At 31.7% G+C, this 23,096-nt stretch carries 22 protein-coding genes; 19 read left to right on the top strand and 3 right to left on the bottom strand.

Features of this window, described 5'->3' with window-relative positions; translation table 11 throughout:
* Positions 1-146: helix-turn-helix domain-containing protein (locus QZN45_RS11090; RefSeq protein WP_394346771.1), on the bottom strand; the 146-nt coding region annotated here is incomplete at its 3' end.
* Between the two features lie 339 nt (positions 147-485).
* On the opposite strand from QZN45_RS11090, the gene QZN45_RS07075 reads away from it, so the two are divergent.
* From QZN45_RS07075 to QZN45_RS07030, 10 genes are all read left to right on the top strand, one after another.
* Complete coding sequence (locus tag QZN45_RS07075) at positions 486-1,928, top strand: AAA family ATPase (protein WP_296812101.1); 1,443 nt, start codon at positions 486-488, stop codon at positions 1,926-1,928.
* Positions 1,929-2,996 (top strand): zinc ribbon domain-containing protein, encoded by a 1,068-nt coding sequence (locus tag QZN45_RS07070; RefSeq protein WP_296812098.1) that lies wholly within the window; start codon positions 1,929-1,931, stop codon positions 2,994-2,996.
* 32 nt (positions 2,997-3,028) lie between these two features.
* Positions 3,029-4,996, top strand: coding sequence for a helicase C-terminal domain-containing protein (locus QZN45_RS07065; RefSeq protein ID WP_296812096.1), 1,968 nt, complete (start codon positions 3,029-3,031; stop codon positions 4,994-4,996).
* A 72-nt stretch (positions 4,997-5,068) separates the two neighbouring features.
* Complete coding sequence (locus tag QZN45_RS07060; protein ID WP_292883050.1) at positions 5,069-5,851, top strand: hypothetical protein; 783 nt, start codon at positions 5,069-5,071, stop codon at positions 5,849-5,851.
* A 5-nt stretch (positions 5,852-5,856) separates the two neighbouring features.
* Positions 5,857-6,756: an SseB family protein gene (locus tag QZN45_RS07055; RefSeq protein WP_296812092.1), complete on the top strand. Its 900-nt coding sequence runs from the start codon at positions 5,857-5,859 to the stop codon at positions 6,754-6,756.
* A gap of 71 nt (positions 6,757-6,827) precedes the next feature.
* A complete protein-coding gene (locus tag QZN45_RS07050; RefSeq protein WP_292608279.1) occupies positions 6,828-7,400 on the top strand; it encodes a hypothetical protein in 573 nt (190 codons plus the stop codon).
* A gap of 2 nt (positions 7,401-7,402) precedes the next feature.
* Positions 7,403-7,720 carry a zinc ribbon domain-containing protein gene (locus QZN45_RS07045; RefSeq protein WP_292608281.1) on the top strand — a complete coding sequence of 106 codons (318 nt, stop codon included), beginning with the start codon at positions 7,403-7,405 and terminating at the stop codon, positions 7,718-7,720.
* 4 nt (positions 7,721-7,724) lie between these two features.
* On the top strand, positions 7,725-8,861 hold the full coding sequence (locus QZN45_RS07040; protein WP_296812088.1) for a hypothetical protein: 1,137 nt from the start codon (positions 7,725-7,727) through the stop codon (positions 8,859-8,861).
* Positions 8,862-8,904: 43 nt separating this feature from the next.
* Positions 8,905-9,219, top strand: a complete 315-nt coding sequence (locus QZN45_RS07035; RefSeq protein WP_292608289.1) for a hypothetical protein — start codon at positions 8,905-8,907, stop codon at positions 9,217-9,219.
* A complete protein-coding gene (locus QZN45_RS07030) occupies positions 9,216-9,509 on the top strand; it encodes a hypothetical protein (protein WP_292608292.1) in 294 nt (97 codons plus the stop codon). Before QZN45_RS07035 ends, QZN45_RS07030 begins: the two co-directional genes overlap by 4 nt.
* Before the next feature lie 19 nt (positions 9,510-9,528).
* On the opposite strand, the gene QZN45_RS07025 is transcribed toward QZN45_RS07030, so the two are convergent.
* A complete protein-coding gene (locus tag QZN45_RS07025; RefSeq protein WP_292608295.1) occupies positions 9,529-9,915 on the bottom strand; it encodes a hypothetical protein in 387 nt (128 codons plus the stop codon).
* A gap of 37 nt (positions 9,916-9,952) precedes the next feature.
* Positions 9,953-11,044, bottom strand: a complete 1,092-nt coding sequence (locus QZN45_RS07020) for a cation diffusion facilitator family transporter (RefSeq protein WP_296812085.1) — start codon at positions 11,042-11,044, stop codon at positions 9,953-9,955.
* A gap of 108 nt (positions 11,045-11,152) precedes the next feature.
* On the opposite strand from QZN45_RS07020, the gene QZN45_RS07015 reads away from it, so the two are divergent.
* The 9 genes from QZN45_RS07015 (at position 11,153) to QZN45_RS06975 (ending at position 23,071) form a co-directional block, all read left to right on the top strand.
* Positions 11,153-12,541: a Mur ligase family protein gene (locus QZN45_RS07015; RefSeq protein ID WP_292883035.1), complete on the top strand. Its 1,389-nt coding sequence runs from the start codon at positions 11,153-11,155 to the stop codon at positions 12,539-12,541.
* Positions 12,534-14,042 carry a Mur ligase family protein gene (locus QZN45_RS07010; RefSeq protein WP_296812080.1) on the top strand — a complete coding sequence of 503 codons (1,509 nt, stop codon included), beginning with the start codon at positions 12,534-12,536 and terminating at the stop codon, positions 14,040-14,042. Before QZN45_RS07015 ends, QZN45_RS07010 begins: the two co-directional genes overlap by 8 nt.
* A 170-nt stretch (positions 14,043-14,212) precedes the next feature.
* Complete coding sequence (locus tag QZN45_RS07005) at positions 14,213-14,638, top strand: universal stress protein (RefSeq protein WP_296812078.1); 426 nt, start codon at positions 14,213-14,215, stop codon at positions 14,636-14,638.
* 22 nt (positions 14,639-14,660) lie between these two features.
* The gene (locus QZN45_RS07000) at positions 14,661-15,056 is read left to right on the top strand and encodes an Ig-like domain-containing protein (protein WP_296812075.1); all 396 of its coding nucleotides are present in this window, start codon (positions 14,661-14,663) and stop codon (positions 15,054-15,056) included.
* A gap of 89 nt (positions 15,057-15,145) precedes the next feature.
* Complete coding sequence (locus QZN45_RS06995) at positions 15,146-16,690, top strand: CDP-glycerol glycerophosphotransferase family protein (RefSeq protein WP_296812073.1); 1,545 nt, start codon at positions 15,146-15,148, stop codon at positions 16,688-16,690.
* 286 nt (positions 16,691-16,976) lie between these two features.
* Positions 16,977-18,074, top strand: a complete 1,098-nt coding sequence (locus QZN45_RS06990) for an acyltransferase (protein WP_296812070.1) — start codon at positions 16,977-16,979, stop codon at positions 18,072-18,074.
* A gap of 127 nt (positions 18,075-18,201) precedes the next feature.
* Positions 18,202-19,995 carry a CDP-glycerol glycerophosphotransferase family protein gene (locus QZN45_RS06985; protein WP_296812067.1) on the top strand — a complete coding sequence of 598 codons (1,794 nt, stop codon included), beginning with the start codon at positions 18,202-18,204 and terminating at the stop codon, positions 19,993-19,995.
* A gap of 14 nt (positions 19,996-20,009) precedes the next feature.
* Positions 20,010-22,640, top strand: coding sequence for a CDP-glycerol glycerophosphotransferase family protein (locus tag QZN45_RS06980; protein WP_296812064.1), 2,631 nt, complete (start codon positions 20,010-20,012; stop codon positions 22,638-22,640).
* Entirely contained in the window at positions 22,622-23,071 is a 450-nt protein-coding gene (locus QZN45_RS06975; protein WP_296812061.1) for a glycosyltransferase, read from the top strand. Before QZN45_RS06980 ends, QZN45_RS06975 begins: the two co-directional genes overlap by 19 nt.
* The last annotated feature ends 25 nt before the right edge of the window (positions 23,072-23,096 follow it).

The following is a 23,096-nucleotide window of genomic DNA, read 5'->3' as shown; positions in this document are numbered from 1 at the left end:
AATTTGAATAATTTATAGGTTTCTTTATAGCCCTCTAAGAGTTTATTCCATGTAAACCTGGAATTACCTATATTCTGATTAATTTTAATCATCATATCCCCATCTGGATACAACCTAACCTTCAAACCCATATTAACACACTTCATAAAAAAACACTTAAAATTCCATTTTAGAGACAATTTTAAAATTAATTATAAACTAATTTAAATAATAAATAATATATAAAGAAATAGGGAGAGCATTTGAAAACTAATATCTTCAGATGCCTTTTTGTGAAATTCATCTCCGACCTTAAAGAGGTCAGAGTATTCTTTCACTATTAAGATAAAACACCATATATTAACATAGTAAAAGAAGCATTTGAAAAGTAAAATATTAGGATTGTTCTTTTCGTGCAATTCATCCTTGACTAAAAGATGGCATGAAATTCTTGTACGATTAATATAAACGAAATAGATAATTGAATTAATTTAAACCATGATAATATGTTGGAATGGAGTATTTGTAGTGATTGTGGCACAATTTTAGATAAAAGCCAAGAGACTTGTCAAAATTGTCATACGGATGTGGAAAAAATTCATATGGATTATTTGGTTAGATACTTCAATAATCTGAAATTTATAGTTAAGACAGCAAGTGTCTTTAAGCCATACATTGAAAACCTAAAGGACATTTCCATTGAAACGACAATAATAGATGATTTGTTCAGATATTTTTCATATCTTGGCTGGGGTGATGGAAAAATTACCGAAAATGAAGTCGAATTTATAAATGTGCTTTTGGATACTGCTTATACTGAAGAAGACATATTGAAACTGGCAAACGAAGAAATTGATGATTATCCATTATCATTCAAATACCTGCATCAGCTGGACTTATATGGTAAAGACTTAGATATGCATGAATTAAGCTCAACAAATGAATTGTTTGGCTGTTATAAACTATTCGGTAAATTTTTCATAACAGTGGACAACGAACTTGATGATGTCGTATTAAATAAATATTCCACCTACATCAATAAACTAGAATCCAAATTAACAGATGATAATGTTAATTTAAAACCGATTAAACTCAACCAAAACACCAGCACTGCAAATACCGTTGAGGAAACTCACACTTTAGATGAATATTTACAGGAATTAAACAAACTCATTGGTCTTGAAAAAGTTAAAAAAGATGTTAATTCATTACTTAATCTTGTGCAAATTAGAGAATTGCGTAAAAGTCGAGGCATATCACAACCTTCAATGAGTTTGCATTTAGTATTTTCAGGAAATCCCGGAACAGGAAAAACAACAGTTGCAAGATTATTGTCAAAAATATATCACGAAATCGGAATTCTTTCAAAAGGTCATTTGGTTGAAACCGACAGGTCAGGGCTTGTTGGTGGGTATGTCGGCCAAACTGCAATCAAAACTCAAGACGTAATTAAATCTGCAATGGGTGGAATTTTATTTATCGATGAAGCATATAGTCTGGCATCAACCAGTGAAAATGACTATGGTGCAGAAGCAATTGATACTCTTTTAAAGGCAATGGAAGATAATCGTGACGATTTGATTGTCATTGTTGCAGGTTATCCTGAACTTATGGACAAGTTCCTTAACTCAAATCCAGGTTTGGAGTCAAGATTCAACAAATTCATACTGTTTGAAGATTACAACGATGAGGAGTTATATAAAATATTTCTGCTCATGTGTGAAGATTCCAATCTGGTGTTGGATAAAGGAGCTGATGAATACCTTCGCCAATACTTTAAAAAGATGTACGAGAACCGTTCCAAAAACTTTGCAAATGCCAGAGCTGTTAGAAACCTATTTGAAGAGGTGATAACCTCTCAAGCAAATCGTCTTGCTGGAAAAGACAATATAACTGATGAGGAATTGAATACATTGACATATGAAGATTTCTTAATAGGGGATGATTAAATGGGTGAAAAAATATGCATCAACTGTGGCGAAACTGTAAACGATAATGCTAACTTTTGTCCTAACTGCAAATCAACTTCATTTAGACATAAGGCGGAAGTCACAGCAAATTCAAAGCCAAGTATCATTCATTCCTTGTTCTATTGGGAAGTTGATGGAAAATACATTTTGGCAAAATCAAAATTGGCAGCCATATTCACATTTGCCGTAATGATTTTGTCCACTTTCGTTTCACCTGTTGTACCTGGAATGATTATATTAACAGCAATATTTACTCTGCTGGTATTTTTGATAGGATATCTTGGCCATTATTTCAAGTTCAAACCATCAAAAGCCAAGCTGGACAACAATGATTTGGGTTTTATAACTGATTTGAAACATCTTCTGTTTTACTGGCAAAGCAAGAAAACCGGAGAATATGTCCTATCAAAGACAAAGGTATTCAGCATACTGATATTTATAATATTTTCATTGATTGCAGTCGTATCCAATTCACCTGCATTGGTTGTATATGTCGTAATAGGATTGATTTTTGCAATTCCGGCATCAATCATTGGTTTTGTAATACACAAGATTACCTATGAGGATAATACAAATGCTAAAAGAGTTTCATATACGGAAACCCAAAAGATGGAGCCTCCAAAAAAGACAGTGGAGACCGCTCCACAAGTCAGTGTCCATGAGTTTGACGAATATGAAAGGCAGCTGGATGACCTTAAAAACGAGTATTATAAAAAGGATAGTCGTGCCCGAGAATTGATTGAAAAGAAATTCGAGCCACCACAAATGACATATACCAAATTCATATCCGTAGTTGACAGTTCAACAAAGCTGTTCAACCAGGAAGCGGATAACATTTCAAACATCATAAGGCTCGCAAGTGAGGATTCGCCGAGAATCGAATCTGAAATCAAATCAAAGTTCAATACACTCAATTCAATATCTGACAAGCTTGACGGCTTGATTGATGAGTTGGTACTTTCACTTGATCCTGCCGGCAATGATGATGTCGAAGGCCTGTTGGGTGATATGGAAAATCTCATCGATTCGATTAAAAATTACGATTAGGTTAAATATTTTAACCTATATATCTTATTATCATGACAAAGTGGCCATACACCAAATATGCAAATGTTAATCCTCAAGTTTTGAACTATTTTCCATTCGAAAAGGCAAGAAAACACCAGCTTGAGACAATTTCAGAAATTCTTGAAGCAGTCGATAATGGGTATAAGTATATTGTTTTGGAAGCTGGGACAGGTACAGGCAAATCCGCAATAGCTGCAACGCTTTCAAGAATGTTTGAATCATCATATATATTGACTATTACAAAACAGCTTCAGGACCAGTATGTGCGGGATTTTAATGATTTCAGTGTTGTCAAGGGAAGATCAAATTTTAAGTGCAGATTGTCCAATGCTGGATGTGATGAGGGAAAATGTGTTCTCGAAGGCCACAATTGCAAATACAAAATAAAGGAAAAGGTCACTAGGGAAAATACCTGCAGCTATTACTGGCAAAAGTATTTGGCACTTAGCTCTGATGTGGTAATTTCAAATTATCCATACATGTTTTTGGAACTTAATTATGTTGGGGATTTTACTAAAAGGTTTCTGATGGTATGTGATGAGGCCCACAACATTGAAAGTATGATAATGAACCAGCTGAAATTGGAGTTCTCAAGGCAGGATTTGAAGGAGTATATCCACTTCAATCTGTCGAAATCAAGGGTCAACACTCTTGAAAATGGTGATTTTACAACTTGGATGGACTTTATTGAAAAGATTAAGCAGAAATATGAGATTGAACTTGAAAAAATCAGCCATCTTGAAACAAACCCTGACATCTCACGAAAAATCCTATTCATTAAAAATCAGATTAACGCTTGCAGACGTTTCATCTCACAGATTGCATTAAGCCCAGACAAATGGATTTTTGACTATGACAGGACAGCAGGCGTAGCCCAGTTCAAACCATTGAAAATCGACAGCTATGCTGAAAATACTCTTTTTAGATATGCCGATGTCTGTCTGTTCATGAGTGCTACTATTCTTGATTATGAGTTGTTTGCAACATGGCTTGGAATATCTGCTGATGAGATTTATCCGATTAGATGCAAAAGTCCATTTGATGTGTCCGATAATCCGATAAAAACATATAATCAGTTTAACATGACTCATGATATCCTCAAAAAGTCAGCTCCCAGAACAATCCCAACCATCAGAAACATTCTGTCAAATCACCTCAATGAAAAGGGAATCATCCACACAATCAGCAATGAATGCAGGGACTTTCTAATTGATAATATAAACGATTCACGTTTGATTACTCATGACACTACAAATAGGGCTGAGGTTTTGGAGGAGTTTAAAAAATCGACAGAAGCGTTGGTTTTGGTTTCACCATCCATGAATGAAGGTGTTGACCTGCCTGGCGATGAATGTCGCTTTCAAATAATCTATAAAATACCATATCCTGATTTGGGAGATAAGCAGACTCAAATGAGAGCAATGGATAATGCCAAATGGATGGACTACAAGACATGTCTTGCTTTGGTGCAGACTCACGGTAGAGGAATGCGCTTTGAAGGGGATTTCTGCAGGACTTACATGATGGACAATCGATTTATGGGTTATGTATACTCTGACATGATTTCAAACCAGTTTCTGCCTGATACTTTTAGGGAAGCCATAGACAAAATCCACAATGTCGGCGAATTTGAAAGCATAAGTGATTCAGGAACTGACCTGCTCATTAGCCAGGGGGAGGAATTCATCAAAAATAATGACTTTGAAAAGGCCATTGCATTCTTTAGGAACCTGCTGGATAAAAATGACTATAGAGTCTATTTGAAACTGGCTGAAATATATGAAAAAACATTGTTGTATGAGGAAGAAGTGAAAATCCTAACGGATTTTTTCAAGTCAGGAACATTTTGTGACACTCATGAGCTTGAAATGTTCAAGGATAAGTTGAAGCAATTGTGTGAAATGGGCTATTTTGATTATAATTCAAATATTGAAACTCTTGAAAAGGAATTTTTCAAAAGAGTCCTAATTAAATATTAGCTGGTTTAATAAATATTACTTATAGCAATATTTTTAAATAACATATTACAAATTATTCAAATAGGTGATTTAATGCCATTCTGTCCAACATGTGGAAAATTTGTCGACGATGGAGTTGAAACTTGCTCCTGTGGAACTAAATTTATTGTTTCTCCCGAAGATAAGATTAAAAAAATATATGGTGAAGAAGAAAAACTCGTTGAGGAATATAGGGAATATGAAACAAAATCTAAAGATGCTTATGATGCACAGGATTTCGAAAATTCATTGAAATATGCAAATAAGGCAATCGATTTAAATTTAGGTTCAGACGCTTCCATGAAGTATATTAAGGGAAAATCATTATATCAACTAAACAGATTTTATGATTCCTTGCAGTGCTTTAAAAATTATATTAAAGAGTATAAAGATTCATTTTATAGGTTTTCAAATATTTCCGGAGCATATCAATGGAAAGCAAGATCTCAATGGCAATTAGGGGATGGATTTGGTGCCATAAAAAGCTATTATAAGGCCATTGATTTTGTAGACAAGAAAAACGGTTCAAATGAATATAAAAATGAAATAAGATTCCAACTCAGAGAAGAAAAAAGGGAGGTAATCAATTCCTCTAAAGGAAAAGGTATCATCAATCCAAGATTGGGCAGTATGGATTATGAAACTTATGACATTCTTGAAAAACTTGATGAGGACAAAGATTTGACAATGCAGAATTTATATGATGCAATAGATGAAGTTGAAGGTTATGAATATAAATCTGTAATCAATAAGGGCAATGAAATTTATGTTGTTTTTGAAAATGGAGATTCCACAATAGAAAAGCATTTTGATGGATCAGACTCTTTTGCAGACTAGATAAAATGGCAAACCACAAACACCTGCGATTGGTTATTGAAGACATTCATGCAAATGATGATAAGCTAACCCAATCTCTTCTTTTGAAATTGATTAATGAATTTAAATATTCCAATCTGTTCATTCCCGCCAAAAGGGAAAATGATACTCTTAATTTCATCATCTATGAGGATGAAGAGGCTAAAATCACTCCTCTTTTTACGGATATGGATGAGTTCAAAAAGTTCTACACAGATAGTGAGGACATACAGGTTCTTCAAAATTCCTTTGAACTGTATCAGAACGTCATAAAGACTACAGACATCGAAGGATATATCTTAAATCCAGCTTCCGAAAAGTATCTCTTTACAGACAAGTTCATATTGGGCATCACCAACCTTCCAAAAACCAATTTCTTTTCAGATAACCCTTATGGTGAAGATGAACTTAAAAGCTTAAATGATAATATTGACAATCGTGAATTGGAGGATTTTATCACTGACTCCAGAAACATTGGCTATTATGAAGGATTATTTGAAAAGCTGGCATCTTCTACGATGCTTGCATTGATGCTGTCTGCGAATGACCTGTCTGATTATGCAGCGGATGGAATAATATCCATGAAGTCAACAGGGCCGCTGGCTCAGATGTATGTTGATATGATTGGTGGAGAGTATGCGACATTGTTCACATCCCATGAAAAAATGGACTATGTTGGCACAGACTATTTCAAATACTCTCAGATTGTCAATGTTGCAACCTTGGTTAATTTTGTATTGAGCGAGGATATGGATGGAATTATTATCAATCCCGAAAGTGATAATGTGCTGATTCCACGTTCCGAGCTTTTGAAGTATTGCCTTGGCTTTGAAAAGTTTGCAAATGATGATAGACTTTCAAACGCAATTTATTATCTATTCATATAGCGTTCTTCAATGTCCATTCAATTTTTTTTTCAATCATATAGTTTAATAATCACGAAGTATATACTACTAGTATGTCTGAATTATCCGAGTTAATAAAAATCAATAAGAATATTGAAAAGCAGAATGAAGAAATCATTCGTCTTTTGAAAAAAATAGCCGGCGAGGAAGAGGATTTTATTCCCTATGTCAATCTTGCCGAAATTCAAAAGGAAGTAGAAGAGGAACTTTATGGTGATTTGCCTGATGACCTCTTAAAGACAAAACCTGCTGTCGGTGAGGTATACTTCATTGAGAACAGAAACATATTCAAATTATCTATCAAAAATAATAAAACTACAGTTGATAATCTGACAGGTTCCACTAAAGCAACTAATTTTAAATGTCAGGAAATTGTAGCAAATGAATCCATCAGACTTAACCAGCCAACATCTGATGCTACAGTTATACTCAACAAAGAACAAACTGATAATTTGCCTGAAATTTTGAAGCTATGTTACAATCAGGGTGCAAAAAACATATTTCTGCCATGGTATTCAATGACACAACTCATTGGAGCTCCGGAAACATTGATGACAATCTTAAAACTTGATTTTTACAAAACTGAAGAACAATTGATAGAAAAAGTATTCGAATTAGGTGAGTAACTATGGTAAAGTACTGCCCGTCATGTGGAGTGGAGTTGCCGGACGGTGCAAATTTCTGCAAAAGCTGTGGGGCAAAAATTAATTCTGTTCCAGGGGCTGAAAATCCTCAAAGGCCTGCTTATGAAGAATCACACACCTTGGCAATTGTGTTGGGTTATATTTTTGCAATTCTGATTCCACTAATTGGCATTATTATTGGAATTTACCTGATGACACGTAAAAACTCAAGTAAAGCATCAAAACATGGAAAATATATTCTGATTGTAGCTGTGGTAATCTGGTTTATAAGTTTTGCGTCATCATTCCTGTATATGTGGTGATTTGATGAGTGATTATTCCCAATTGGATAAATATGTGGAACCTGACCTTGAAAAGATGGCATTGATTGAGGATGTGCGGCCGATGATGAAGCTTGAATCTTCATATATTGAAATGAATGATTATGATTTTAAGGGGAATTATGTAAAATATGATCATTGCCTTGAGGCACCGGCGATAAAGTCAATAAAAATCTGTCCGAAATGCAAAAAAAGATTCGATGCAGTTGAAAACTTCTGTCCGGATTGTCTTGTAACCTTGAAATATCCTCAGGATATGGATTCCATTAAAGGCATTGAAATCAACTCAAAAATTGAATTCAAGGGTAGTGGGGATTCATCCAACATTTTAACAAAGGACAATATTGAACTTATATGCAATTTTGATTTTACAATTGATGATTTTAATGATATTGTCCATTCAATTAAAGCACAGGGATTCAGAAATCTGGATAACGCAATCAAGGATAATTCAATCGATTTGGACAGTCTAAACATACTTGATAAGGTGTTGCTCTTTGCAAAGGCATTCGTCAGCGTAGAGTACAAGTCATATGGTGAAGATTTAGGATACTTCCAGTTCAACAAGATTTATGTAGATGACAGACAGCGCAAATCCCTTCAAATCACAACTTTGATTCATGAACTGTCACATTTTTTATTAAAGGAATTTTTGGTCCACACCACCTGTAAAATACTCGATGTGAACAAAAACAGGCATGTGGAAGCAGTCATTATTTATATATTGAGTAATTCAAGTTTCAACTCTTTGATTGATGAATATGCAGCCCACAACGTTGAGGGACGATTTACAATATTCGGCTATCAGGATTATTCTTCATTCACAGCTATTCAAAAGGATTTGGACTCAGAACATGTTGACATTGCAAAGACTATAGGAAACACGTTTGCAATCTACATCAAGGAGTTGCTAGAAGGATTTTTGGATTGGGATTTAAGGGAGGATATAAAAACACAATTCCTTAAGGATACAATAGAAAGTCCAGATTACAGACAACTGCAGCTTGAAAACTGCAATAAATTATCTGATGAAGGTTTTATCAAAGCGATATGGTTGATATTGTCTGAAGGGTTTCAGAACTGCAATATTGAAGTAGTAAAACGTTATATGGAAGAATTTTGAATTGGGAAAATCTATATAAAATATTATAAACAAATCTTTGAACATGAATTTTAAGGAAAAATTTCTAGAATTGGAAAGACAATTTGCTAAAGAAAACCAAAGAGAACCAAAAGAAAACGTAGAGGATTTATTAGTTACTTTCTTTTTCAAAAACCAATTTTTTGAACCGTGCAAGTATATTTCAGAAGATGACGAATGGGTAACATTTTTATTGGTTTCAACAAATGAGGTAATAGAAAGCCAGATAATGTCCCTTAAAAAGGAACATATCATTAGCTTTGGTGTTTTGGATGAAGGTAATGTAATTGAAATAAGCAATCTTTTAAAAGACATCGAGCCTGAGAGTTTATATCAATGAAAGAAATAGTAATCAATTCGGATTTCGATATATCTGAAGTCACATCCAAAATCAACGCCATAATGTCCAAATGGTCAATCAAGCTACTTGACATCAATGGGCCTGACTGGGCCATATACACATATGAAATGGATTTGAAATACTTAATTCATTTCAATGTTGATTTTAAGGATTTGGAAATTAGAATTAAATTAGAGGATTTGAAATTAAATGCCATCCATCACATAGAATCTCTAAGGGATGAGACAACATATAGGGATAATTTAATTAATGTTGTATTTTTTGATTAAAAAAAAGAAAAGACAAGAATTAGTGGTTAATTCTTGTATTGTAATATCTTACACCATCTTTGTCATAAGTGTACCATCTGTTAACGCCATTATCGAATTTTTCACCAATGACAGTAACATATGAATCTGATTGAGGATCATATATCTTATATGTGCCATTTGTCTTGTTTAAAGCGGAAATATTCAATACAGAATTGTCTCCAACAATAGTTGTATTGTTGGTATTATTTTGAGTAGCGTTACTAGTTGAATTAATGTTTCCAGTATTTGTGGATACATTGGATGATGTATTGTCTGTTGTATTGCTTGCATTATTTTGCAGGTTTACTGTGCTGTATGCTGCAATACCTATAACTGCTATAATCAAAATAGCAATGGCAATTAAAAGTATATTTTTATTTTCCATAGTTTTCACCTATCTATTAATTATGTTTCTTTTAGTATTAATCACTTATGTCATAGTCATCAATTATCATGTAATTGAACTGTGGATGTTTTGCCTGGATTTTTGAGAGAACTTCTTCCTTGACCTTGGCTCTGTCGGCATCAAAGTCAACAATCATGTCGAAGGTAATCAGGTTTTGGTCTTCATATACTATAAAACCGTGAATTTCCAAAATTTCCTCGTATTGTGAAGCTATGTTTTCAAGGTCACTTCTGATGTTGGAGTACCTGTCGTTTCTTGCATAAATTCCAATTGTTAGGGCGATTGAAAATTCATTGTAAATCTTTAAGGTAATCTGACGGCTTAGATTTTGAATTTCAAGTGCACTCAAAGTGTCATCGACTTCCACATGAACTGATCCTTGCATATCTTCAGGTCCGTAGTTATGAAGGCTCAAGTCATATGCGCCGTAAACTTCGGGAACTTCGCAAATGGAATCCTTAATTCTGCGTGATAGCTCGGAATCAACTCTTGCACCAATCATACTGTCAAGAGTCTCTTTAAGCATATCAATACTTGCCTTTATAATCACTAATGAAATGATTACTCCCAAAATTCCTTCAAGAGAAATATGCCAGAATATTGATATGATAGCTGCAATGAGTGTTGAAAGTGAAAGTATCGCATCGAAAAACGCATCGCTTCCAGAGGCAACAAGTGCCTGCGAGTTTATATTTTCACCTACATTTTTCACATATTTTCCAAGTGCAAATTTAACTACAACTGCAACGGCAATGATTACCAGTGACACTGTATTGTATGATGTCACGTCCGGATTGAATATCTTTGGCCAAGACTCAATCAATGCAGTGATACCTGCCCACAGGACAATCGCAGCAATGATTACGGATGAAAAATATTCAATTCTACCATATCCATATGGGTGATTTTTATCAGGTGCCCTTCCAGCCAGTTTTGTTCCAATAATTGTAATGATTGATGATAAAGCATCAGTTAGGTTATTGACTGCATCTAAAGTAATTGCAATGGAGTTTACAAGAATTCCAATTGTCGCTTTGAATGCTACAAGTATCAAATTTACCACAATGCCTATGATGCTTGTTTTAACAATCTTATCCTGTCTTGACATAAAATTAATTATGTCATATTCAATTAATAAAATCTTCATTTTAACAATATATTTAAACATTAAAAATCAAAGTTATAACTGAATAGATTACTTAGGGAGAAATTTTTTATGAATTATTTAGTTGTAGGTGCTGGAAATGCAAGTAGGCCTGTTGCAAGATTGCTTAATTATTTGGGTCATAAGGTAATAATGACAGATTTAAAGGAAATGTCAGAATTCAAACCTATTTATCAAACATGGTTGCATAAGATGGATGAGGAAGGAGTAATTTTGGATTTGAAAAATCCAAACCCTACTTTGGATGGGATAGAAGCAGTTTATGTTCCTCCGACTTTGCCGAGCACAGCTCCAATAGCAAAGCTCATTGATGAAAGTGATGTTAAGATATTGACCAATGAAGAATTCTCTCAAATGATAAATGACCTTGTTTCCACAGACATTATCGGTATTACAGGTTCCATGGGAAAAACCACTACAACTACTCTCATTACAAGTGTATTTAAAGGAGCAGGTTATAATGTATGGTCATGTTCATCACTTGCAAACAACCTTGTTTCAGAAACAATCATTGATGGAATAGTAACTGGAAAGGCTGATGAATGTGATATAGCTGTTTTTGAACTGCCTCATGGGTCACTAGGTCTTTTGGACCAGCTGAACATTAAGATTGGAGTATTGTCCTACTTAACACCCGAACACTTGAACGAATTTGAAGGGTCTTACGAAAAATACCAGAAACGCAAGCTGATTATGCAGGATATATGTGAAACATTCATTGCAAATGCAGAATGCATGAGGGAAACTGACCTTCTAAGGGAGGATACAATTTTCTACGCCCTTGACAAGGATGTTGACTTCAAGGGAACAATGGGCGATAAGGAACTGACCATAGAATACGGTGATAGGAAATTCAAAACACCATTTTATATGATGAGCTACTTTTTCGAAAATGCAGTGGGTGCCGCAGCAGTCGGTATAAACTACGGTCTCAGTGAAGAGGATATTATTAAAGGATTGACAGAATTCAAGGGAATATCCGCACACATGGAAGACTTCGGAGAAATGAATGGAAGACAGGTAATCATTGATGCGGCATTTCTTCCTGATGGAATCAGAACTACACTGGATTACTTTGAAGGAAAAAATCTTGTTGTTTTCCTTGACCACTTCGACACTTCATGGGTAAGGGACAAGCATGAGGTGGGTCTGATTTTGGATGAGTACGATAACATCAAGGCAGTGCTTGCAAGCGGATTTGATGAATCCATTCAGAAAGTGGAACTTCACATAGCTCAGGAAATCCTTGATGCAATTTCAAATGAAAAAATGGTAAAGGTTGCAACAGAATCCCTTGAAGAGGCAGCGGCACTGTCATTCAAATACTCCGAACCTGGAGACATCATTCTGCATATGGGTCCGCTCATATCATTTGACCGTGAAAACATTGTCAACAAAATAAAGATAGGACTTGAAGACGGGAGAAAAAGATATGAATAAGGATAAGACATTTGGAATCATTGGTGTTTGTGGGGCAAATGGAAACCTGATAGCCAGAATCCTCAAACAGAGAGGATACAATGTAATCGGAACTGATGTTGCATTTAAAAAGGACTGCCGTTTTGCAAAATCCCTTGATGGATATGATATAGATGTGTTTTACGGAAAGACTCCAGATACTTTTTTTAAAAAGGTGGATTATGTAATACCTCCGGCAAGCCTTCCAAAAGATGCAGATGTGATTAAAAGATGTACAAAGCCTATTTTGGAGTTAAATGATGTTATTGAAAACATCAAAGCCGACAAAGACGTTTTTGGAATAACCGGAACAAATGGAAAGACAACATCAACCACATTGCTTAAAAAGATTGCATATGATAATGGCATAAAACCGTCAGAACACGGCCTTGAAGGAATGCAGGGAAATGCGGAATTCATTCCAATACTGCAATCCCGATTGGAAGGGGACGTTGGCATACTGGAAGTTGGCACATTTGGTGTTCCGGGAACAGTTGGGAGAATAGTCAAAAACACTTCCATGAAGGGTGGTCTTATAACCAATATCACTCCAGACCATTTGAATGACCTTGGAAGCTTTATAGATTATGCAAATGTAAAAGGAGAATTCATATCTGAGTTGAATGAAGGCACATTGATAGTAAATGGTCATGATCCAACAATAATGGGTTTGATTAGGGAACTGGACTTTAAAGGTGAAGTCATAACATTTGGAGTCGATGAAACTCCACAATCCGTAGGAACAAAGGAATGTGTATGTGGCCGTGAAATAAACGTAAAGGAAATTATTTCGGGATGCGGATATTACTTCTGCAAATGCGGTCTTACAACACCTCAAGTGGACTATATCGCAACAAATGTGGATTTGAAAAACAGAACATTCGATCTCCACACTCCTGATGAAAAACTGGAAGTGAAAATGTCAATTGATGGACTTCACAATGTATACAATATTGTTGGAGTGATAATTGCAGCCCATAAATTCCTGAAACTTCCATATGAAAAGATTTTACCTACAATTGAAAGCTTTACAGGTGTAAGCGGTAGGATGGAGGAAATCACAAAAGTAAGAGGAAAGGACTTTTTTGTTGATTATGCACACAATCCCGCTGGAGTGGAAACCGTCTTAAGGGAATTTCAAAAATTGTTCGGGGACTTTACATGCGTAATTACAGTTTCTTCAGAATCTGGCCATATTGGAGACAGCAATATTTTTGAAAGTGTGCTGAAATTCTCAAAATTTGTGGTTCCGGCTTCAAGTGCTTCCAAAAAAATAGCTATTGAGTTTTTGGATGAAAATCCAAGTCTCACTGATAGGATATTTTTCAACAATATCGGAAACTTCAAAAAGACCGGAACTGTTGGTGCTTCTGAAGAGGAATTCAGGGATGGGTTGAAAATAGCCATGAACCTTGATTGTGAAATGGTAATATCTATTGGGGAGGCCTGTGTAAAATATAAATCTATTATTCATAATCTGTAGGTGTTACTTCCTGTAGGATGTGATTTTTTTAAAGAGTTATTGCTTATATATCGATTTAAAGTTATTTTAAATATCAAAATTGACTAATTTGTTTAAAAAGTGAATAATATCTTCAAATTTAATATATCTATATAAATCAGTAATTACATAAAATTATTAAAGGTGTTTACGTGTACAAAAAAATATTATTGCCTACTGATGGTTCTACATATGCTGATGATGAAGTTGAAAGAGCAACCAAATTGCTTGGTGACGATGGTGAAATTATAATTTTATCTGTCGCAGGTAAATTAACCTCTTCTGCTTTCCAATCAAGATCAAACGTTAGAAAAATTAATAAAGGATTGGTTAAGGAAGCTGAAGATGCAGTCAATAAGATGATAAAGAAGTTTCCTGATGATATTAAAGTCACACCTCTTGTTGAAGTGGGATTTCCTGCAGAAACTATTAATGAAGTTGCTGAAAGGGAAGATGTTGATTTGATAATTATTTCTGCTTCAGGTAAAAGTGGGCTTCATAGATTTTTCATTGGAAGCGTAGCTGAAAAGGTTCTTAAAACAACAGAAATTGATACTTTATTGATTCACAACAAATGATTAACTATTAGAGGGATGGTTAATGGATACAAAAAAGATTATAATTGTTATTGTAGTTGTCATTATTGTGGCTATTTTGGCATTTTCCTACATTTCTGCAAATAGTCATACATCAAAAATTGAAGTTGAAAGCAACAAAACGTTAAAGAATGGGGACTCATTTGTAGTTGTTCTAAAAGATGACCGCAAGAATGTTATTCCAAATCAGGGAATTGATTTTAAAATATTGGATGATAAAGGTTGGGCAACAAAATATAATGCAACTACAGATGAAAACGGCCGTGCTACAATTCAATTGTTTGCATTGGAAAACGGTAATTACACTGTTCATTCAACATATAATGGGACAATGTTTTTATCTAAGTCAAAATCAGAGTTTAATTTGAATATTGATGATGGTTTGCAATCAAGTTATTAAATACTTTAAACTCTTTTTTTTTGTTATTTATTTAGGGTGCCGATTGGATTACTTAAGTATTAAATATCTATTTTTACATATACTTTTTCATGGAGTCATTTAACAAAATTAATATTGATTTTATTACTTTAAGAGATAATATTTTAAATATTTCAGGTTATCTTAACTGCGATAATTCTCAAATGGGTGTTTATGGAATATGCAATGGTGAAGAAATTCAACCTGAATCTTATGATTATCCAACAAGGAGGGATAAAACAATATTTAATTTTGAATTTAAAATTCCAATAAATGACAAATCTATCAAACTTAATATAAAATCATATGATGGCATTGATTATCCAATTCGTTTTAGAAAATTTTGTAATATGTCTGATTTAAGCAGATATTATGTCAAAGACAATAAACTTGTTTTCTTTGATGGTTCATTTAATGTTTTGGATTTTTCTTATTTTAAAATGATTTCAAATGAATTTAAAGAACTGTTTAAAATTATTAAAAAAAGGCCAGATTTTTATACTCAAGCCATTCTTTTTCGATTAGTTCATTTGATTTTATATCCGTTTATGAATAACAAAAAAATATGGGTTGTAATGGACCGAAAAACAATGGCGGATGATAATGCCGAACATTTTTTTAAATATGCTATAAAACAAAAAGATGGAATTAGAAAGTTTTTTGTAATACATAATTCAAGTAGGGATTTTTCCAGATTGTCAATGCTATTTAAAGACAAGATTTTGGATTGTGATTCAGTAAAACATAGGATTTATTATCTGTTTTGCGATAAGTTGATTTCTTCGCAAGGAACAGAATATGATTTAAATCCATTTTTAAATAAAAATTATCCATTAATGGCGGGAGCAACCAATCTTGATTTTTATTTTTTACAACATGGTGTTATAAAAGATAATATGTCTTCATGGCTTAGAAAATATGATAGAAATCCAAAATTGATTGTATCTTCAACAATTCCTGAATATAAATCATTGTTTGATGAAGGATACAATTACGGAGATAAGGTGATTCAGTTATTAGGTCTTCCAAGATATGATAATTTGGACAATAGTGGTCTTAAAAAACAAATTGTTATAATGCCGACCTGGAGGAATTATTTAACAAACAAAGAGGATTTGTTGAGTTCGGAGTATTTTAAAAGATTCAACAGTTTAATTAATAATGAAATGTTAATTGAATATGCTAAAAATCATGAATATGAAATTATCTTTAAACCTCACCCTGAATTAACTCCATACTTGGATTTATTCAACAAAAATGATTATGTTAAAATAGATTTGGATAAGAAATATCAGGAGATATTTAATGAATCTGCTTTGATGATTACAGATTATTCTTCAATATTTTTTGACTTTTCATATCTAAAAAAACCTTTGATATATTATCAATATGCTAATGACTATCATTATGATTCTCAAAATGGATATTTCCAATATAAAACCATGGGTTTCGGTCCGGTTATAGACAATGAGGATGATTTAGTTGAAAAAATTATTTCATATATTGATAATGGCTGTAAAATGGAAGATATTTATTTAAACCGTGTTGAGAATTTCTTTAGATATAATGACCATAACAATTCAAAAAGATGTTATGAATGGATTTTAAGTCATTGAAAATCCTCTGTTTAAAAAAGAGGGAGAATTTCTTGCGAACAATGTTATTTCCTGTTTTTTTAAAAGTTTGATATCATGCAAATTGAAAAATTATTGCTTTATTGCAATTAATTGAAATTTTGTGTAATACACTAAAATTTTAAAAATTTATTATTTTTTTTAAATAATAATGCGGTGATTTATGTAGATTATTAGAAAATTATTTATAAATGATTTATTAAAAATAAACTATATTATATTAATTTAATATAAATGTGGGTAGGAATAATCTATGAATAATGGGAATGTGAAAAAAAAGAAGAAGCATATTTTTTATTTTGATGCTTTAAGAGCTTTAGCTATTACTTGTGTAATAATGATTCATGTTTTAGCAAGGCTAAAAGGTAATGTAATGGTATTCTATGATGGTACCTTGAATTTTAACTGGGTTTTTGGTGACTTTTTTTATGTTACTACTGTAATAGGTGTTGATTTATTCTTGATGCTGTCAGGAGCATTATCTTTAGGTCGTGAATGGAATATAAAATCTTTTTTAGGTAAAAGACTTCCCAGAATTATAGAACCATTCATTTTTTGGGGAATTGTTCTAAGTTTGTTTGTTATTTCTATACAATATTTTAATCCAGGTTTTTTACATGTCATAGATGGATTTAACATTACTAATATTGTTAATTTTATTATAGGTGCATGGAGACATACGTCATGGGGATTTGGACCATATTGGTTCTTTTGGATGATTTTAGGTACCTATTTGATCATGCCTATTTTCAACAAATGGTTGTTGCATGCTGATTTAAAAGAAGCAGAATATTTCTTGGTAATATGGTTAATTACATGTATTTTTGATTATACATTATTCATAAATTTCCCAATTAAGATTACTTACTTCAGTGGACCTATTGGGATGGTAGTGGCAGGTTATTATTTAAGACATACTCAACGAAAAATATTTACAAATAAATATCTTCCAATAATTTTAATCGTTGGTGTAATTGCTTGTGAAATTTATGCATCCTTTTTACTATCTTCTCCAACAAAATTGGTTAAGTTTGATAGATATTCAATTTTTTCAGCAATTGAAGTAATTGGAGTATTTTTATTATTTAGGAATTTCAGTGATATTAAAATTAATAATAAATTCTTAAAAGTGCCTGATAAAATTTTTCACAGTTCAGTAGCATCAATAGCAAAGTACAGTTATGGTTTTTACTTACTCCATCAAGTTATAATCAATCTTGTCATTAGAGTTTTAAAGGTCTGTCATTTTAATGGTTACAAATCTTCAATTATATTGGCATTCATATTATCGTTTGGTGTATGTTGGTTAATTATGGCTATTTTTAATAGGATTCCATATGTAAACAGGGTTATTGGTGCGAAATAATTTTAGTTTTAATTTATGGTTGTTTCATTACAACTATTTTTAATTTTATTTTATCATTACTTTTATTAATTTCAAATTATAAATTTAATTATATAATTAAAAAATTAATATTTATTAAGGTTATCTAATGAAAACGATTTTGAGTTATATTGAAAAGGATGGTGAAGAGTACATCTATGTTGATTTTGAGAGTGTTTATGTTCGTGTTAATTTAAATTTATTTGAAGAATTTAACAACATAAGATTGTCTGAACAACCCACAAGCATTCCTTCTTCATTAATTGATGTTATAAATATAGATGGGACTAAATTTTATTTATATACTAGTAAATCTAACATTTTATATTTGACAAATAATGTTAATAAATATTGTAAAGTACGTCAGAATTTAAAATGTAAGGTTACTGATGATTATGTATGTTTTTATGGATTATTTACTGACATTACCCACAAGATTGAAGGATTTGATAAAATACTTCTTAATGGTGAAGTCGTCGGTCAGGTTAAGCGTAGATCCAGTGAAAAAAAACTAAAAGATTATGCAATTATTAAAATTGCTATGAAAGATATCCTTGAAAGTGAAAGGATACATAATAATTTAAGGATAGGTAAATCTCAAGATCTTTCTGTTCCGGTTCTAATGAAAACTCATCATGAAGGCATGAATTATTGGGTCAAAAAGAAAGTTGGAGATAATTTAATAATTGTTAGAAGTATTATCAATGGTTTTAAAATAAGAATTACTAATATTAAATTTGAGGAAGAATATAAAAAAGTTAACATGATTAAGGATTCATTTGCTTTTGCCTTATCAAAATTAATTGGCACAAGAAATATTAATTTAATGTTTGAAAAGGAAACAAACAGGGCATGTGAATCAGGTTTTTATGCTTTTGAAAAAATAATGGAAAGACAAAGACAAGAAAAATTAAAGTCAAAAACTTATTTTGTAATTGATAAGAATAATGAGGAATACCCAAGACTTAAATCTTTATATGGGAAGAATATTATAGAGAAATATTCATTTAGACATTATTTATATATCTATTTGTGCAGATATTTTATTTCATCGGAATTATCTAATCATGTTATTAACCCAAGGTTGTATATCAGACGATTAAATGAATGCATCCGCAGCAAACCTTTAATATTTTTACAGCATGGAATCATGTTTTCAAAACCAGTGGATAATCCTGCTGCAGCAAATTTTAGAAAAGATAATGAAACAGTTAATTTTTATAAAAATATCATTTCATCTGATTTGGAAGCAACCCAATTTTACAAGTGTGGTTTTGAGGATGAAGATTTGATAAAATGTGGATTGCCAAAATTTGATTTGGCTAAAATGGATGATGATGCAGACAAGATTATGGTAATGTTGACATATAGGTATTGGGAAGAATCCTTTGTTATGGATGAAGATGCAATAAAGGAAACAACTTATTTCAAAGCTTATATGAGAATTTTAGAAGCATTTGATAAAAATGGCCTTTTGGATAGGTTAATCATCTCATGTCATCCTAAATTTACAGATTTCTTAAATAATCTAAATCCAAAATACGCAAAGTGTGTTGAGAATGATATTGCTAAAGGATTAGCTGAATCAAAAATATTCATCACTGACTATTCATCTGCATCATACGATGCCCATTACCGTGGAGCATATATAATTTATTATTGGGAAGAAAAAGATTATTTAATTAAATGCTACAGAGCAATACCTCCAATCAATGAGAATAATTGTGATGGAGTCCCTGTTTTCAGTCCGGAAGAATTGGTTGAAGAGGTTAAATATGCAATATCAAATAATTATATAATGGATGAAAAATATGAAAAAAGATATTCCAAGATAAATGAATTTCATGACGGGAAAAACGGAGATAGATTACTTGATGAACTGTCTGATTTGGATGTAATTTAATTATAAGGGATTTTATGGATAGAGATTATACTTTTTCAATTATTACTGCATTTTATAATAGTGAATTATATATTAAAAATTGCATTGACTCTTTACTAAATCAATCTTTTAATTTTGATGATATTCAAGTAATATTGGTTGATGATGGATCAACCGACAGTTCCGCTGATATAGCTTTGGAATATCAAGAAAGATACTCCAATGTAATTGTTTTATCTCAAAGCCATAAAGGCCAATCCAGTGCTAGAAATTTAGGCTTGAAATATGCAACTGGAAAATATGTAAATTTTTTAGATAGTGATGATGAATTATCTAATAATGCACTGGAATCAGTAAATGATTTTTTTAAAAAGAATGATGTTAATATTATAGCGATTCCAATAGAATTTTTGGGTAATGATGATGAGTATTTGCTTAGTCCTAAATTTTCTAAAACTAAAATAATTGATGTATTTGAAGATTATACTTATCCTCAAGCAGATATTTCATCTTGTTTTATTAAAAGGAATGTTTTTGATTCATTTTCATTTGATGAAGAGTTATTTATAGGAGAAGGAGCCTTATTAATCAATAAAATATTGATAAATGAAAAGCGCATTGCTTTTATTAATGATTGTAAATATTATTATCGTATTAGAGTAGATGAATCGTCAGTTTCAGATATATCCAGGTCACATAAGAATTTTTTCATCAATAAAGTCAATCGTTTTTATAAACAGCTGTTTGATTATTCATATGACTGTTTAGGGTTTATTCCCAATTTTATAAAATATGTGATAGCATATGATATGCAATTTTATTATAGGATTCAAACATCTGATGTTTTAACTAAACAGGAATTTAAAGAATTCAGATCTAATTTGCATGAATGTCTGGCATATATTGATGAGGATATAATCGTCAATCATATTTTTATTCCTAATTTGATAAAATCATTATTGATATACTTAAAGAATAATGAATTTCATATTGATGTGAAAGGTAATGAGGTATTCTTAAAATCAAAAGATTACACTATAAATGAGTTGCACAATGAATTACTTATTTGTGATGTTATAGAAGTAATTGATAATTCTTTAAATATTTCAACATTTTTTAAAAGTTGCTGTGATTATGATTATTTAAGAATTGAAGCTATTAAAATTAATTCTCAAGGAAAAGAAGTTTATGAAGGTAAATTCTTTTCTTACCCTACAACTAACAGATATCCCGAAGAATCTATTGGTATATGTTGGAGTTTTGATTATTCCGTTGACTTTAAGATACCCCTTAAAAAAGATGAGATATCAAAGATTTATTTCAAATTGATATATGATGAGAATGGAAATCATGCCGAGATTCATAATCCATTACAATTTCAGAATTATGATGCAGGACTTTCAAAGGTATGCAATTATCTGATTAAAGATAATGAAATGGTTATATATAATTCAAAAGATGAATCTTTTTTAACACAACCTTATTCATTTACAAAGGCTTTAAAATTGGAATTTATTTCTATTTTAAAGATAATTAAGGACCATAATTCATCAATGATTCAAGCATTATTGTTTCATTTGATTTATTTATTTTTATATCCTTTCATGAAGAATAAACGTATTTGGATATTTCAGGATCGTGTTGACAGTTGCGATGATAATGCAATGCATTTATTTAAATACGCCATTAAACAGGATGATGATATAGAAAAGTATTATGTTATCAGTAAAGATTGTGAAGATTTCAATAAAATGAAGAAAATTGATAAAAACATTGTTCCGATTGATTCTTTTAAAAATAAGTTTATATATTTATTCGCTGAAAAAATAATTTCTTCCCATGTGAATCACAGTTGGTTGAATCCATTTTTTAACCCAAAACATCCATACTATAATGGATTTCTCACAATTGAAAAATGTTTTTTACAGCATGGTGTTATTAAAGATGATTTATCAAGTTGGCTTAGAAAATTTTTCCAAAATCTGCATTTGTTTTTAACATCATCAGATTATGAAAGGGATTCAATTTTATCAGATACTTATAATTATGATGATGAGGTAGTTCAGGCATTTGGCCTTCCAAGACATGATAACCTAAAGTTCAATGTTGAAAAAAAAGAGATATTATTCTCCCCAACATGGAGAAAATTTTTAATCAATAGAGTAGCTTTTGAAAAATCAGATTATTATCGAAGATTAAACAATTTTTTAACAAATGAACGTTTATTAAACGCTATCAAAGAAAATGGGTATAAACTAGTATTTAAACCTCATTATGATTTGAAACCATTTTTAGATTTGTTTGACATTAATGATGATGTTATTGAAGTGAATACTCATGATTCATATCAAACTTTATTTAATGATTCTGCACTGATGATTACTGATTACTCAAGTGTATTTTTTGATTTTGCATTCCTTAAAAAACCAGTTATCTATTATCATGAAGGTGATGATTATCACTATGACAAAGGTTATTTTGATTATAGAACAATGGGTTTTGGAGATGTGGTAGAAAATGAAGATGATTTGGTCGATAGAATAATTGAATATATGAACAACGGATGTGAAATGGAAGAAAAATATAAATCACGTGTTGATAACTTCTTTAAGTATACTGACCAAAAAAATTGTAAAAGAGTATATGAATGGTTATATACAAACTAAATATTACTGATGGTGAAATAATGAATTCAATATTTATAGTAGTGCATGTTAATGAAGCGGAAGAGTTTCTTGAAGATTATTTAGAAAGCATTAAACTTTCTGATTTTAAGGATATGGAAGTATTGTGTGTTGTGGATAATACAGAAGAAGAATTAATGGATATCGTTATTGGATTTTCAAAAAGAGATTCAAGAATTTCTATTATTACAAAAGAAGAGTACGAAAACACTGAATTAAATAATTATGAGATATCTAAATTGATCAACGATAATAAGGAACTAAACAGTCAAGTTGATAGGTTATTAGTAGATAATGAAATAAACAAGCAGGAATTCTTAGATTATAAAGTTATGCACAAACAAGTTTTCAAATCTAAAAGTTGGAGAATTACTAAACCATTGAGAAAAATAAATAAGATTTTTAAGAATTAAATTTTTAGTTAATTTATTGGATGAG

The sequence above is a fragment of the uncultured Methanobrevibacter sp. genome (assembly GCF_900314695.1).
GTDB lineage: Archaea > Methanobacteriota > Methanobacteria > Methanobacteriales > Methanobacteriaceae > Methanocatella.
The sequence above is the reverse complement of the archived record's forward strand: the minus strand, read 5'-3'. Positions and strand labels throughout refer to the sequence as shown.